The organism is Mycobacterium sp. 852013-50091_SCH5140682, from assembly GCF_001665685.1.
Classification (GTDB): Bacteria; Actinomycetota; Actinomycetes; order Mycobacteriales; family Mycobacteriaceae; genus Mycobacterium.
The window spans coordinates 32,584-46,888 of the sequence record NZ_LZTB01000005.1; the positions used below are offsets into that span (position 1 = coordinate 32,584).

13 protein-coding genes are annotated in these 14,305 nt (G+C 68.0%); 6 read left to right on the plus strand and 7 right to left on the minus strand.

Annotation, left to right across the window (positions count from 1 at the left end; genetic code table 11):
- Positions 1-76 precede the first annotated feature (76 nt).
- The 3 genes from A5784_RS00955 to A5784_RS00965 are packed head-to-tail and all read right to left on the minus strand — an operon-like array spanning position 77 to position 3,338.
- Positions 77-1,531: a flavin-containing monooxygenase gene (locus tag A5784_RS00955; protein WP_082944590.1), complete on the minus strand. Its 1,455-nt coding sequence runs from the start codon at positions 1,529-1,531 to the stop codon at positions 77-79.
- The gene (locus A5784_RS00960; protein WP_064941422.1) at positions 1,528-2,457 is read right to left on the minus strand and encodes a patatin-like phospholipase family protein; all 930 of its coding nucleotides are present in this window, start codon (positions 2,455-2,457) and stop codon (positions 1,528-1,530) included. The genes A5784_RS00955 and A5784_RS00960 overlap by 4 nt, the downstream gene beginning before the upstream one ends.
- Positions 2,454-3,338 carry an SDR family oxidoreductase gene (locus A5784_RS00965; protein WP_064941424.1) on the minus strand — a complete coding sequence of 295 codons (885 nt, stop codon included), beginning with the start codon at positions 3,336-3,338 and terminating at the stop codon, positions 2,454-2,456. The genes A5784_RS00960 and A5784_RS00965 overlap by 4 nt, the downstream gene beginning before the upstream one ends.
- A gap of 106 nt (positions 3,339-3,444) precedes the next feature.
- Here A5784_RS00965 and A5784_RS00970 point away from each other — a divergent pair, with 106 nt between their 5' ends.
- On the plus strand, positions 3,445-4,089 hold the full coding sequence (locus A5784_RS00970) for a TetR/AcrR family transcriptional regulator (RefSeq protein WP_064941426.1): 645 nt from the start codon (positions 3,445-3,447) through the stop codon (positions 4,087-4,089).
- On the opposite strand, the gene A5784_RS00975 is transcribed toward A5784_RS00970, so the two are convergent.
- Together A5784_RS00975 and A5784_RS00980 are read right to left on the minus strand one after the other, a co-directional pair.
- Complete coding sequence (locus A5784_RS00975; protein ID WP_064941428.1) at positions 4,086-4,991, minus strand: diacylglycerol kinase; 906 nt, start codon at positions 4,989-4,991, stop codon at positions 4,086-4,088. The two genes, A5784_RS00970 and A5784_RS00975, sit on opposite strands and share 4 nt — an antisense overlap.
- A gap of 25 nt (positions 4,992-5,016) precedes the next feature.
- Complete coding sequence (locus A5784_RS00980) at positions 5,017-6,585, minus strand: FAD-binding oxidoreductase (protein ID WP_156750312.1); 1,569 nt, start codon at positions 6,583-6,585, stop codon at positions 5,017-5,019.
- A 50-nt stretch (positions 6,586-6,635) separates the two neighbouring features.
- Here A5784_RS00980 and A5784_RS00985 point away from each other — a divergent pair, with 50 nt between their 5' ends.
- The 4 genes from A5784_RS00985 (at position 6,636) to A5784_RS01000 (ending at position 11,069) form a co-directional block, all read left to right on the plus strand.
- Complete coding sequence (locus A5784_RS00985; RefSeq protein ID WP_064941432.1) at positions 6,636-7,220, plus strand: TetR/AcrR family transcriptional regulator; 585 nt, start codon at positions 6,636-6,638, stop codon at positions 7,218-7,220.
- Positions 7,217-8,752 carry a glycerol-3-phosphate dehydrogenase/oxidase gene (locus tag A5784_RS00990; RefSeq protein WP_064941434.1) on the plus strand — a complete coding sequence of 512 codons (1,536 nt, stop codon included), beginning with the start codon at positions 7,217-7,219 and terminating at the stop codon, positions 8,750-8,752. The genes A5784_RS00985 and A5784_RS00990 overlap by 4 nt, the downstream gene beginning before the upstream one ends.
- A gap of 50 nt (positions 8,753-8,802) precedes the next feature.
- Positions 8,803-9,423: a TetR/AcrR family transcriptional regulator gene (locus tag A5784_RS00995; protein ID WP_064941435.1), complete on the plus strand. Its 621-nt coding sequence runs from the start codon at positions 8,803-8,805 to the stop codon at positions 9,421-9,423.
- A gap of 74 nt (positions 9,424-9,497) precedes the next feature.
- Positions 9,498-11,069, plus strand: coding sequence for an FAD-dependent monooxygenase (locus A5784_RS01000; RefSeq protein ID WP_064941437.1), 1,572 nt, complete (start codon positions 9,498-9,500; stop codon positions 11,067-11,069).
- Here A5784_RS01000 and A5784_RS01005 read toward each other — a convergent pair.
- Entirely contained in the window at positions 11,043-11,948 is a 906-nt protein-coding gene (locus tag A5784_RS01005) for a LysR family transcriptional regulator (RefSeq protein ID WP_064941439.1), read from the minus strand. The genes A5784_RS01000 and A5784_RS01005 overlap by 27 nt on opposite strands.
- Positions 11,949-12,035: 87 nt before the next feature.
- Here A5784_RS01005 and A5784_RS01010 point away from each other — a divergent pair, with 87 nt between their 5' ends.
- On the plus strand, positions 12,036-12,785 hold the full coding sequence (locus A5784_RS01010; RefSeq protein ID WP_064941441.1) for an SDR family oxidoreductase: 750 nt from the start codon (positions 12,036-12,038) through the stop codon (positions 12,783-12,785).
- A gap of 75 nt (positions 12,786-12,860) precedes the next feature.
- On the opposite strand, the gene A5784_RS01015 is transcribed toward A5784_RS01010, so the two are convergent.
- Entirely contained in the window at positions 12,861-14,288 is a 1,428-nt protein-coding gene (locus tag A5784_RS01015) for an acyl-CoA carboxylase subunit beta (protein ID WP_064941444.1), read from the minus strand.
- Positions 14,289-14,305: the final 17 nt, after the last annotated feature.

Sequence of the window (14,305 nt, forward strand, 5' to 3'; positions counted from 1 at the left end):
CCGTATGAGTCGATCCATCAACCCGTCGAAACGTACCGTGCGGGTTCAGCACGCGCGACGAACACGCGAAAGTCCCTCAGGCCGTCCGGTAATGCGCAGGATCGGGTTCGGAGAGCATGTGGGTGAGCGTGGCGCGGTCGAACGGCCACAGGTCGATGGTGCCGTTGTCGGTGAAGTACCACGAGTTGCAGCCGGTGTTCCACACGGTGGGCCCGAGCGCGTCTGCCACGGCGGCGTTGAACTCGTCGGTGGCCGACTCGGTGACCTCCACTTCGGTCAGCTCACCCGCGGCGAGCCGGCGTAGCCATTTCACGAGGTAGCGCGCGGTCAGCTCTGCCGAGTACTGCAGCGGGATGGAGCCGGTCGGCGAGTTCGGACCGAGGACGGTGAACAGGTTGGGAAATCCCGGGATTGCGGTCATCCGGTAGGCCCGCGGGCCCTTGACCCAGGCATCGTCGAGCGTCATTCCGTCGCGACCGATGATCCGCATGGGCCGCATGTAGTTGTGGGCGTGAAATCCGGTGGCCAGCACCGCGACATCGATGTCATGGTGTTCGCCGGAGGCGGTGCGGATACCGGTCGCGGTGAACGCGTCGATGCGGTCGCTGACGAGTCGCGCGTTGGGCCGGGTGATGGCGCGGTAGTAACTGCCCGACACCACCTGTCGCTTGCACAGCGGTTGGTAATCCGGCGTGAGCTTGGCGCGCAACCGCGGATCCCGGATCTGCGCGCGCAGGCACCACCGGGCATACGACTGCACGAGCGTGCGGCGCCAGGACGGCTTGGTGACGATGTCGGCCAGAATGCCCGAGGCCCACAGCAACCTTCGATACGCGGCGTCGTGCAGGGCAGGCCAGCGACGCAGCATCCGGGCAAGCGCCTTCGGTTGCCGCAGCCCCATCGGTGCCCACAGGATCCACTGCGGCGACCTGGCGAAATGAGTGATCGTCGCCGCCTCGGGCTGCAGGGCCGAAACCACCTGCACGCCGGTCGATCCGGTGCCGATGACCGCAATTCGCCGGGCCGCGGTGACCACCTCGGGATCCCATCGCGCGGTGTGCACGACCGAGCCCCGGAAGGTGTCCAAACCGGCGAAATCGGGCACGAACGGATGGTGCAGCACCCCGGTGGCGCAGACCACGACATCGGCGGTCAGGGTGGAACCGTCGCCCGTCGTCACCGCCCAGGTGGAATCGGCTGCGTTATAACGCATTTCGGTGACTTCGGTGTTGAAGCGAAGGTACCGCTGCAGCCCGAAGCGCTCGACGACGTCGCGGTGATACTGCTGGATCTCCGTGCCGCTCGCCCAGATGTGGCCCCAGTCGGGCTTGGGGGCAAACGAGAACTGATAGATCTGCGACGGGACGTCACAGGTGAGGCCGGGATAGCGATTCCAGTGCCAGACCCCACCGACGTCGGACCCCTTTTCCAGGATCGTCAGATTGGTGAAACCTGCTTGGGTGAACGTGTACGCCGTGGCGATCCCGGCCATCCCCGCACCTACGATGACGATCCGAAGCTCGCGGTTCACCGGACCTCCTCACTGACGGCCAGCGCCCGTTCGACCGTGGCCGGCGCGGTGCGCAGTGCCGCGTCGAAAGCCGCACGTCGACGGTCGCGCCGCATGAAGTGTGCGCCGAGCCCGGCGAGGTCGGCATCATCTGGGCGGATGACCACCACCTGTGTGCCGCGTGCTCGTACGGCGGCGACCTCGTGGTCAAGCCCTTGCGACATCGGCCTGCGCAACAGCAACTCCTCCACGAATCCGCCGAAACCTGGTGCGCGGCAGCCGCGCTCGGAGGACATCGGGGCGATGACGTAGATGAGGTCGGCCTCGTCGCGGCCGATCAGGTAGACCGATGCGGTCGACGCGGCACCGCCGTCGACGAAATGGCGGTCGCCGATGGTGACCGGTGGCATCCAGCCCGGGATGGCCCACGAGGCGCGCAGTGCCTCGCCAGGTTCTGCGCGTGGTGCGCCGGGCGAGCCGAACACGACACGTTCGCCCCGTCGGTAGTCGAAGGCGACCATGCGTACCCCTGGATGAGCCGGCCAGCCGCAGGTGCCCGTGAAGCCGTCGGCCAGGCGTTGCAGCCAGCTAGCGTCGCCGCGCCCTACTGGCGCCACGCCCGTCGCCGCGGCGAGGCCCCGCTGGGTGCGGAGCAGTCGCGGATTGAGCAACCCCGGCAAAGGGATTGGCGGAAAACTGGCGGGGGTGTCGGCTATGTGGCGGCGCAATCGCTCGTCGGTGCTGGTGCCCCGGTGCATCGCAACGAGGTCGGCCACCGATGCTCCGCCGCCGAGCATCGTGACGAGTTCGGCGCCCGCCGACGTGCCCTGCAACACCGAGGCGGTGGCGGGATCCCAGCCGGTCTGTTCGACGAGCGCGTGCAGGGCCGCGACGGTCCAGGCCCCACCGATCGTGCCGCCGCAGCCGATGACCAGTGCGGTGCTCATCGCACCGCCCTCGAATCGGCGTGGCCGGCATGAGCTTTCGACTGTCGGTCGAGTCGCTGCAGATAATCCGCGCGTCCGGCCGCATCGATCGCCGTCAGGGCGCGGCGGTCGTCGATCCTGGAACGTACTGCACGTTCGATGAATTCGGGGACCAACGCGTCGACGAGGGCCCACCCGGGCGCGACCCAGGCCGGCACCGACGTACGGGCGGCCCGCGTGCGGAGCGTGCGCAGGATGGCGCGCGCGACGTCGTCGGGATCCACCGTCGGCAACCCGCCGCCGAGTTGGACACCGGAGGACAACTCGGTACGTACGGCCGACGGCAGCACCGCCGACACCGTGACTCCGGTGCCTGCGTACTCGCGACGCGCGGCCAGCGATGCGCCGAGCGCGGCGAACTTGCTGGCGTTGTAGGTCACCATGCCGGGGATCGGGATCATGCCCGCCATCGATGCCACATTGACGATGTGGCCCGCGCCTTGGTCGATCATGGTCGGCACCACCGCCCGCAGTCCGTTGAGCACCCCGCGGACGTTCACGTCGAGAATCAGGTCGGTGGTCGCTTCAGGTTCGGCTTCGAATGCGCCCAGCGGCATCACGCCCGCGTTGTTGACCAGGACATCGATGCGGCCTTCGGCGTCGAGCACCGCGGCGACAAACCGGTCCCACGACGTGCGGTCGGTGACATCGAGGCGGGCGCTGCGACTGTGCCTTATCCCAGCGGCCGTCGCCGCGGCGACGTCGGCATCCACGTCGCCGATCCACACGGTGGCGCCGGCAGCGGAGAACACTTCGGCGGTCTTGGCGCCGATGCCGCGGCCGCCGCCGGTGATGACGACCACCGCGCCGGCGGGGGATGGCTTCTTCCGGGAAAACTGCACGTCATGCCTCCAGGCCGGTCATCTCACGAGCATTCAAATACTGACGGTATCCGAATACTCTGAGTAAATTCAATACCCGGAGTTCGCCTCGAACTATCATCAGCGCATGCCGCGGCTGACCAGGGCGCAACGCCAGGAACGGACGCGGGCCCAGTTGTTGCAGGCCGCCAAGCTGCGCTTCCTGCGCCACGGATACGCCGCCACCAGCCTCGACGACATCGCCGACGCCGCGGGCTTCTCGAAGGGCGCGGTGTACTCCAACTTCGGCAGCAAGCCCAACCTGTGCCGTGAGGTGCTGGAGCTCATACACCGCGAAAAGTTCGATGAGATGGCCGAACTCGCGACCTCAGACGATGAGCTGGAGGCTCGCGTAGCCGCGGTGAGCGCTTGGCTGGAACGGACCGCCGGTGATGTCGGCTGGACCATGCTCGAACTCGAATTCGTGGTGCTGTCGCGCAACAACCCCGAACTCGGGGAGATGATCACGGCGCTACGCAACGAGGCGGCGACGATGATCGTCGATGTCCTGCAATCGATGTCGGCCAAACTAGGGTTCACCGAGGAACAACTGGCGGGCAGCGACGTGGCGGCCAGCCTCGACGACCTCGGCAATCTTCTGCTCAGCGCCGGTATCGGGCTGGGGATTCAGCGCGCGGTCGATCCGTCGGTGCCCACGCGACCCATGACCGACGCGTTCGGCCACCTCGCCAAACTGCTGGCCGTGATGGGCTCGTCGCAGGACGCGGACTAGGGCACGAGGATCTGCAGTGCCTGCGGTACCGCGGACACCGTGACCGGAAGGGCTGCCGCGAAATCCCCGTCGGCATAGGCGTTGATGCCGGGGCAGTCGACGTGCACGGTCGCGGCCCGCTTGGTGGTGATCTCGGGCAGGTCGACGTGCGTGCCCTTGAACACCGTGGGGAACAAGCGAATCAGCTTGGTACGCGAGGCCGAATGGGCCATGGTGACATCCAGCAGACCGTCGGAGTGATCGGCGCCCGGGCAGATCAGCATGCCGCCGCCGTAGCTACGGGTGTTGCCGAAGGCCGCCAGGGTCAGCTCGGTTGTGACCTCCGGCCCGTCGTCGAAGGCCAGCCGAAACGGCAGCAACCGCAGTTTCGACAACTCGGCAACCATGGCCACGTTGTACCGCATCCGGCCGTGCGGCCAGCGCATGCGGTTGGTGCGGTCACTGACCAGTGAGTCGAACCCGGCAGCCATCACAGTGCCGAACCAGTTCACCACACCGGAGCGCTCGACGATGCGGCCCAGATCGATGGTCTCGGTGCGGCCGGCGACGATCACATCGGCGGCAGCCTCGGGATCGCCTGTGGGCAGCTTGAATTCGCGGGCGTGGTCATTCCCGGTGCCGGCCGGGACGATGCCGAGCGGCACGCTGCCCTGGGCCAACTCCTGCAGAGCCAGCGAGATCACGCCGTCACCACCGACCACCACGAGCGCGTCGGTGCCGGTGTCGAGGGCGTCGCGGACCAGACGGCGGGCGTGCTCGGCGTCGGTGCCCACGATGGCGCACACATCCAGGCCTTGCCGTTGAAATCGGGCGACGGCACGTTCGGCGGCGTGCGGTGCGTTACCGTGCCCGGACAACGGATTGGTCAGCACAGTGACATGGGCCGGCGGGCTCGGTGTCATCTCGCTCCTCGCGTGCGCGGTGTCATCACGGAATCAGCTTGCCCGGGTTGAGGATTCCCGCCGGGTCCAGGGTGCGCTTGACGGCGCGCAGCACCTCGACACCGAGATCGCCGATCTCGGCTCCCATCCACGGCCGGTGATCGGCGCCGACCGCGTGATGGTGGGTGATGGTGCCGCCGGCGCGCACCATGGCATCGCTGGCCGCGGCCTTGGCAGCTTGCCACTGTTCGATCGGGTTGCCGTGCTGGGCGGCGACGACGGTGAAGTACAGCGAGGCCCCGGTGGGGTAGACGTGCGATATGTGGCACATCACCAGGGCCGGCGCCAGCGCGGTCGTCAAGGCTTCGGTGACAGCGGCTTTCAACGCCGCGACATTCGACCAATTGGTCGCGGTCTCGAGTGTCTCGCACAGGGCGCCGGCGGACAGCAGGGAATCCCGCAGGTACGGCGCCCCGAAGCGGCCGTGCTCCCAGGCCCGGGCCGGGGCCTCGCCAAGCGACGTCCCGCCGTGTTGTTCCAGTACGGCCCGCGTCTCGGCATGACGGCTCTCGGCGTGGGCCGTGGTGCCCTCGAACACCGTGATGGCCAGGCAGCCGCCGGTAATGCTCTGCTCGCCAATGCTTTCCGTGGTGGCCAGGTTCACGCCCGTCTCGACTTCGTCGGACAACCGGATCACGGTCGGGCCGGCTCCGGTCTGGGTGACGGCGCGCAGCGCGGCCGCGCCGGCGGCGAAATCGGGAAACGACCACGCTTCATAGCGGGTGGATTCGGGAACGGGGTGCACGCGCACGCGCACTCGGGTGATGATCCCGAACACACCTTCCGAGCCGACGACGAGTTGGCGCAGATCCGGTCCGGCCGCAGACGCAGGGGCTCGGCCGAGATCGAGCACGCCGGCCGGCGTCACCGCCCGCACCCCGCGCACCATGTCGTCGAACCGGCCGTAGCCCGCCGAGTCCTGACCCGAGGAGCGGGTGGCGGCGAACCCGCCGATGCTGGCGAACTGGAAACTCTGGGGGAAGTGCCCGAGTGAAAAGCCGTGTGCGCCAAGCAGCCTCTCGGCATCCGGTCCGGTGACGCCGGCTTCCAACTCGGCCTCACCGGACACCTCGTCGAGGCTGATCAGCCGGTTCAGGCGGCGCAGGTCGAGCGCGATGACAGCGGTGAGCCCACCGCGCACCGGATCCAGCCCACCGACCACGCTGGTGCCGCCGCCGAACGGGACGACCGCGACGCGCTGGGCCGAGCAGTAGGCGAGAAGCTCGGCGATCTCGTCCTCGGAACCGGGCAGCACCACGGCGTCGGGAGCATCCTGTGGTTCGGAATCCTTGCGGCGCAACAGGTCCAGAGTCGATTTTCCGCCGGCATGCAGCAGCCGCGACGTGTCGTCGGTGGCGCAGTACGGCGCGCCGACGATCGCTGCCAGTGCGGCGCGGTGCGTCTCGGCGAGTGTCGACGGCCGGAGCTGGACCTCTTCGGCGGTGATCTCGGGGATCTGGATTTCGTCGACGCCGAGGGCCTGGTTCAGCAGGGCTCGGATCCCGTCGGACAGAGGTTTGGCTGCCTGGGGGTCGCCCCAGGCATTCCATTTCATCGGGGGCAGAAGCTGCTCAGCCGGGCGCGTCATGAGTTACAGTATTACACATGCTGTCAATCAGTAACCCTGCGTCAGGGGAGTCGCTGGGGGATCGGATCCTCGACGCGGCCGCCAGCTGCGTGCTGGCATACGGCATCGACCGGGTCACCTTGGCCGAGATCGCTCGGCGCGCCGGCGTGAGCCGGCCCACCGTCTACCGCCGCTTCCCGGACACCCGCTCGATCCTGGCTGCGCTGCTCACCGCGCGCATCGTGCAGGTGCTCGACGACGTCGACAGTGCAGGGCCCGGTCGGGATGCCTTGGTATCCCGTATCGTTTCGGTCGCGCAGCGCCTGCGGCACGACGCGGTGATCATGGCGGTGCTGCACACCGCGCCTGAGCTGGCCATGGTGTACATCGCCGAGCGGCTGGGCACCAGCCAGCAGATCCTCATCGATGCGGTGGCCGGAGAGCTCAAGCTCGCACAGGAAGACGGCAGCGTCCGCGGGGGCGACCCCCGGCAACTCGCCACCATGTGCCTGCTGATCACGCAGTCGGCGATCCAGTCGGCGCAGATGGTCGAACCGATCCTCGATGCCGACACGCTCGCTCGTGAACTGACCCACGCACTGAACGGATACCTCGCGCCATGACCCGATCCGCCGTACTCAACCGGACCCGTCGGGTCACCGAACTCGCCGCGCTGGCCGACGGCGCACAACTCGATGTGCTCGTCATCGGAGGCGGTATCACCGGCGCGGGCATCGCGCTGGACGCCGCCACCCGCGGGCTGAGCGTGGCCCTGGTGGAAAAACACGATCTGGCCTTCGGCACCAGCCGGTGGAGTTCCAAACTGGTGCACGGCGGGCTGCGTTACCTCGCGACCGGGAACATCGGGATCGCTCGCCGCAGTGCCATCGAACGCGGAATCCTGATGACCCGCAACGCTCCCCATCTGGTGAAGGCCATGCCGCAACTGGTGCCGCTGCTGCCCTCGATGAGCCGCCCGTCGCGGGCTCTGGTGCGCACCGGGTTCGTCGCCGGCGACGGATTGCGCAGGCTCGCCGGAACTTCCGCCGCGGTATTGCCGCGGTCGCGGCGGGTGGACGTCGCCCGCGCAGTCCAGCTGGTACCCACCGTGCGCACCCACGGTCTGGACGGTGCATTGCTGGCCTACGACGGTCAGCTCGTCGACGACGCCCGGCTGGTCGTCGCCGTCGCGCGTACGGCCGCCCAACACGGCGCCCGGATCCTGACCCGGCTGGCTGCGACTGGCGCGCAGGGCGATTCGGTCACGCTCACCGAGCAGGTCACGGGCGAGACGTTCGACGTGAAGGCCCGTGCCGTGATCAACGCGGCAGGCGTCTGGGCGGGCGAAGTGGACCCGTCCATCACGCTGCGGCCGAGCCGCGGCACGCATCTGGTGTTCGATGCCGCAGCCTTCGGCAATCCGACTGCGGCGCTGACGGTTCCGATACCGGGGGAGTTGAACCGGTTTGTCTTCGCGATGCCCGAACAGCTCGGCCGGGTGTACCTGGGTCTCACCGACGAAGCCGCCCCTGGCCCCATACCCGATGTGCCCCAACCGACTTCGAGTGAGATCAGCTTCCTGCTGGACACCGTGAACACCGCATTGGCCACCACACTCACCATCGAAGACGTGCGGGGTGCCTACGCCGGGCTGAGGCCGCTCATCGAGAGCGGGGCGGACAGGACCGCCGACGTCTCTCGTGAGCATGCCGTCGTCGAATCACCCAACGGTGTCATCAGCGTCATCGGCGGCAAGCTCACCGAATACCGCTACATGGCCCAAGACGTCCTTGACCGCGCGGTCGCGCTGCGCGGCTTGCCTGCCACGGCCTGCCGCACCCGCAATCTGCCGCTGGTCGGTGCCCCGGCCAATCCGGTGTCGACCTTGCGCGTGCCGATGGAGCTGCCACTGTCCCTGGTGGCCCGCTATGGCGCCGAGGCGCCCAACGTCATCGCCCAGGCCGGCTGCGATCGCCCGACCGAGCGGGTGGCCGATGGAATCGACGTGACCCGAGCGGAATTCGAATACGCGGTGACGCACGAGGGCGCGGCGACGGTCGAGGACATCCTGGATCGTCGCACCCGCATCGGGTTGGTTGCCGACGACCGGGCTTTGGCTGCCGAGGCTGCCGCGGAGTTCCTCGCACGGGTCTGATCGCGGGTATATTGACACGGAACTGACCCGTATCGACAGGATGGTTCGTCATGGCAGGTGCCGCGTCGACATCGAACCCGCGGCGCAGCCCCGGGCGCCTGGACCGGACCCGTGATGCGAGCATTCTCGATGCGGCCCTGCAGGGGGTGGCCGAACTGGGGTATGACCGGCTGAGCATGGACGACGTGGCGGCGCGGGCCGGCGTCGGCAAGGCCGCGATCTATCGTCGCTGGCCGTCGAAGCCCGTGGTGATCGCCGACGCGATCGCGCACTGGCGGCGACGTCAGGGTTCGGTCGAGCCGCCCGATACGGGAAGCCTGCGCGGCGACATCGAGGCACTCGTCGCTGCGGTGCCAGAGTTCGACGATGCCGGACTGAGCACCATCAAGGTGATTGTCGGGGTCGCGACGGCCGCGATGCACGATCCGGTCCTCGCCGCCGCACTCGATGACCTCGTGCTCTCCCCGCCGCGCCAGATGATCCGGCTGCTGCTCGACCATGCGCAGGCGCGCGGCGAGATCCCGCCCGGCCGCGACCTGAGCCTGATACCGGACGTGGCGCTGGGTCTCAACGTGGTGCGGGTGATCACCGGACGGCCGATCGATCGGGTGTTCGTGCGGCGCGTGCTCGAGGACGTGATCCTGCCGCTGGCCGGTGCGTCGACGCTCTGACGGTTGCGCGGCGCGGCCCCCAGTGCCACAGTGGAGCTAGACGGAACTAAGTAGTTCCGTGTTGAGGAGGGGCCATGAACGACGTTCGAGTCCCGGTACTGATTGTCGGCGCGGGGGTCGCGGGGCTGGCCTGTGCGGATCTGCTGGCGCAGCACGGCGTCGAATCGATGCTCGTGGAAAAACGGCGCGAGGCCTTCGTCTATCCGAAGGCCCGCAACATCACCTTCCGCACTCTGGAGATCCTGCGGTCGCTGGGCTTGGCGGACCAGGTGCATGCGGTGGCCGACGGTGTCACCGGTGTGGTGCTCAAACCGACGCTGAACAGTCCGTCGGCCGAGCCGGCCATGGACGTCGACGCGATCTTCGCCGTATTCGACGGCCTCAGTCCCGAACCCGTGGCCCAGTACTGCCCGCAGAGCCACCTGGAACCGATGTTGCTCAACGATATTCGTCGGCGCGGTAGCCAGGTTCGGTACGGCACCAGCCTCATGGGCTTCGCGGAGGAACCCGACGGCATCACGGCCGAGCTGAGAGGCGAGTCCGGCACTCAGACCGTGCACGCCGACTACCTGGTCGCGGCCGACGGTGTGCACAGCCCGATCCGCACCATGCTCGGCACCGCAACGTCGGGCTACGGGGCGCTGCCGATCTTCGTGGTGTTCATCTACTTTCGGGCTCCGTGGCGATCGTTCGTGCCCGAGATGGGTGAGGGCGACGCGGTCCAGGTGCGCAACTCCGAGGCGGACGGCATCTTCCTGGTCGTCGAGGGTGACCGCGGTATGTTCATCACCACCTACCTGCCCGAGCACGGTGAATCCGCCGATCAGTTCACGCCCGAACACTGTCGCGACGTTCTCGTCGCGGCGATCGGCGTACCGATCGATGTGGAGATCATCGAAGTGGCACCGTGGCAGCCGTATGAACGGGTGGCCGATCAATTCCGCACTGGCCGAACGTATCTCGTGGGCGATGCCGCGCACACCATGCCGCCTTTCAAGGCCGGGGGTGCGAACACCGCCATCCAGAGTGCGCACAACCTCGCCTGGAAACTGGCGGGCGTACATCACGGCATCGCCGGGCCCGGACTGCTCGCGACCTATCACGACGAGCGGTATCCGATCGGCCGGTTCGCCGCCCGCCAGTCGCTCATCGGGCCACCGCTGGCCCTGCTCAAGCTGGACGGTAAGACGCCGGGCCTGGCCGAGGGCGAAGAGGCACCGCTGTTCACCATGGTGCTCGGCTACCAATACCATTCGGCAGCAGTGGTTTCCGACGACGCTTCGCCCGGTACCGTGACCTTCGTCGACGAGCTGACGGGCCAACCGGGCACCCGCATGCCGCACATCTGGCTACCCGGCGACGGGAACCGGGTATCCACGCTGGACGTGATCGGTTCGGGTTTCGCCTTGTTCACCGCGGGGGATCCGACGGCGTGGACAGCCGCGGCCAACCGGGTGGCGGCCACGTTGGCAGTGGAGGTCACAGTGCATGCACTGGGCGACGACGGCGCGGCGCACACGGGACTCGGTGCGGGCGGTGCGCTGTTGGTGCGGCCCGACGACTTCGTCGGTTGGCGTGCCGAGAGCCTGCCCTCGGACCCGGAAAGCGCTCTACGGCAATCACTTTCCGCGATCCTCGACCGTTGAGTGCGGTTCGTCGGCCAGGATGGCGTCGCGTACCTCTGAGACGGTGTGACGCTGCCAGAGCGCCTGGATGGGCACCAGCAACGGCGGGTCCAGGTCGATGACGGCCACTCGTCCCGCCATCGCGGGACCGGCCGGTGTCGTCACGAACGCGACGGCGTCGGTGGTCAGCGGCGCGGCGACCGTGGCGGCGCCCTGGACCCGGCTCACCACGTAATCGGGTTCGAATCCGGCGCGGCGGCAGGCGCCCATCAGGAAGTCGCTGTAGTAGGACGCACCCGGTGGTGCCCACAGGGCGATCCGCTCGCCGGCCACCTCGGCGATGTCGGCCGTCGCGCGGCCTGCCAGCGGGTGTTCGGCCGGGACCGCCAGTCGCACCCGGTCGTATCCCACGACGGCGGTGGCCAGTTCGCTGGTGGGCACCACGGCGCGGCGCAGGCCGAGCGCCACCGTGCCGTCGAGCACCGCCTCGACCAGCTGATCCGGGTAGAGCTGCCGGAACGTGAACGACGTGTCCGCGTAGGCAGTGATGGCCCGTTCCAGCCGCGTGTACACCTCGGCGCCGCTGAGCGCGGGGGTATGGCCGACGACGTAGACATCCTCGGTGCCTGCGGCTTGCCGCACTCGCTCGGAGACCGTGCGGGCCGCGGCCAGCAGAACGCGGCCCTCGCTGCGCAGCAACTCGCCGGCCCGGGTGAGGGTGACCCGCCGACCCTCGCGGACGAACAGCGTGGTGGCGAGCTCTTTCTCCAGCTGAGCAACCGAACTGCTGAGCGCCTGCTGGCTCAGGTGCAGCTCAGCGGCGGCCCGGGTGAAGCCGCCGGCTTCGGCAACCGCGATGAAATGACGCAAACGTCGCAGGTCGGGGATGCGGCCGCTCATCGCGTCAGCTTATCCACAGGCGATGCTTGTTAAAAGATCGAGATTTTGCGTTACTCATTTGTGGGTCTGCTGGCTAGCCTCGGAACCATGAGCAAACTGGAAGGTAAATCCGCGATCGTTGCCGCAGGCGCCAAGAACCTGGGCGGTCTGATCAGCACCACACTCGCCGAGCGCGGCGTCAACGTCGCGGTCCACTACAACAGCGCGTCGACCGAGGCTGACGCCGACAAGACGGTGGCCGCGGTGCAGGACGCCGGAGTGAAGGCCGTCAAAGTGCAGGGCGACCTCACCGTCCCCGCCAACGTGGAGAAGCTCTTCGACACCGCTGTCGACGCGTTCGGCAGCGTCGACATCGCGATCAACACCGTGGGCAAGGTGCTGCGCAAGCCGTTCGTGGAAACCACTGAGGCCGAATACGATTCGATGTTCGACATCAACGCCAAGGCGGCCTACTTCTTCCTGCAGCAGGCAGGCAAGCGCCTGGCCGACAACGGTTCGGTGGTCACCATCGTCACCGCGCTGCTGGCCGCCTACACCGACGGCTATTCGACGTATGCCGGCTCGAAGAGTCCGGTCGAGCACTTCACCCGCGCGGCGTCCAAGGAATTCGGTGTGCGCGGCATCAACGTCAACAACGTCGCGCCCGGGCCGATGGACACGCCGTTCTTCTACCCGCAGGAGACTCCCGAGCGCGTCGAGTTCCACAAATCGCAGGCCATGGGCAACCGGTTGACCGAGATCACTGACATCGCCCCGCTCGTGGTGTTCCTGGCCGGTGAAGGGCACTGGATCAACGGGCAGACCATCTTCGCCAACGGGGGCTACACCACGCGGTAATCCTGGCCACCAGACGCAGAATCGCACGATTCCAAGGGAATTCGTGCGATTCTTCGTCTGCTCGCGCAGAGAAGGTTACAGCGGGATGTTCTTGTGGCGGCCGCGACGGTGCGGGGCCTCAGCCAATGCCTGCGTGATCTTGCTGCGGGTGTGGGCCGGGTCGATCTTCTCGTCGACCACGCCGATCTCGATGGCCGAATCCACCCCACCGGCGATGCGCTCGTGCTCGACCGCCAGCTCCTCGTGCAGAGCCTCACGCTCGGCGAGGTCCTCGACGGCAGCCAGCTTCTTCTTGTGCAGGATGCCGACGGCAGCCTTGGCGCCCATCACGGCGACCTCGGCGTCCGGCCACGCGAAGACCTTGGTGGCGTTGAGCGACCGCGAGTTCATCGCGATGTAGGCGCCGCCGTAGATCTTGCGGGTCACCAGCGTGACGCGGGGGACCGTCGACTCGCCGAAGGCGTGCAGGAGCTTGGCGCCGCGTCGCACGACGCCGCCCCATTCCTGATCCACCCCGGGCAGGTAGCCGGGCACGTCCACCAGGACCACCAGCGGGATGCCGAAGGCGTCGCACAGTCGCACGAAACGTGCCGACTTCTCGGCACTTTCGGAGTTCAGGCAGCCGCCCAGGCGCAGCGGGTTGTTCGCGATCACGCCGACCGAACGCCCGGCCAGCCGGCCCAGGCCCACGACGATCGACGGGGCCCACTTGCCCTGGAACTCTTCGAACGGCACCCCGTCATCGAGCAGCGCGGTGATCAGCGGGTGCACGTCGTAGGCGCGGCGGGCCGATTCCGGCAGCAGCGCGTGCAGGTCGGTATCGCCCGACTCGGCCTTGCTGCGGTCGAAATGGCCCTGCTGGCAGAACAATCCGACCAGGCGGCGGCCGCGCTCGTAGGCGTCGAGCTCGTCGTCGGCGACGATGTGGCACACGCCGGACTTCTTGTGGTGGGCGTCGGGGCCGCCGAGCGACACCATGTCGACGTCCTCGCCGGTGACACTGCGCACCACGTCAGGACCCGTGACGAACACCTTGCTGTCCGGGGCCATGATGATCACGTCGGTCAGGGCCGGGCCGTAGGCCGCGCCGCCGGCCGCGAAGCCGACCACCACCGAGATCTGGGGGATGTAGCCGGACGCGCGGATCATCGCCTCGAACACCAGGCCGACCGCGTGCAGGGCCTTGACGCCCTCGGCCAGCCGGGCACCGCCGGAGTGCCAGATGCCGACGATCGGGCTCTGGTCGGCGATGGCGGTGTCGTAGGCATTGACGATGTGGGCGCAGCCATCCACACCCATCGCACCGCCCATGACGGTGCCGTCGGTGCAGAAGGCGACGGTCCGCACACCGTTGACGGTGCCTGCGGCGGCGAGCACACCGGAACGGTCACGCTCGTGCAGCAGTTCGACGTCGCAGCCGTCGTCGAAGAACGTCTTGAGCCGGAGCAGTGGATCGCGCGGATCGAGTGACTCGGCAGCCGCCTCGGGGGCCATGATGGTCATACAAACCTCCTTGTAGC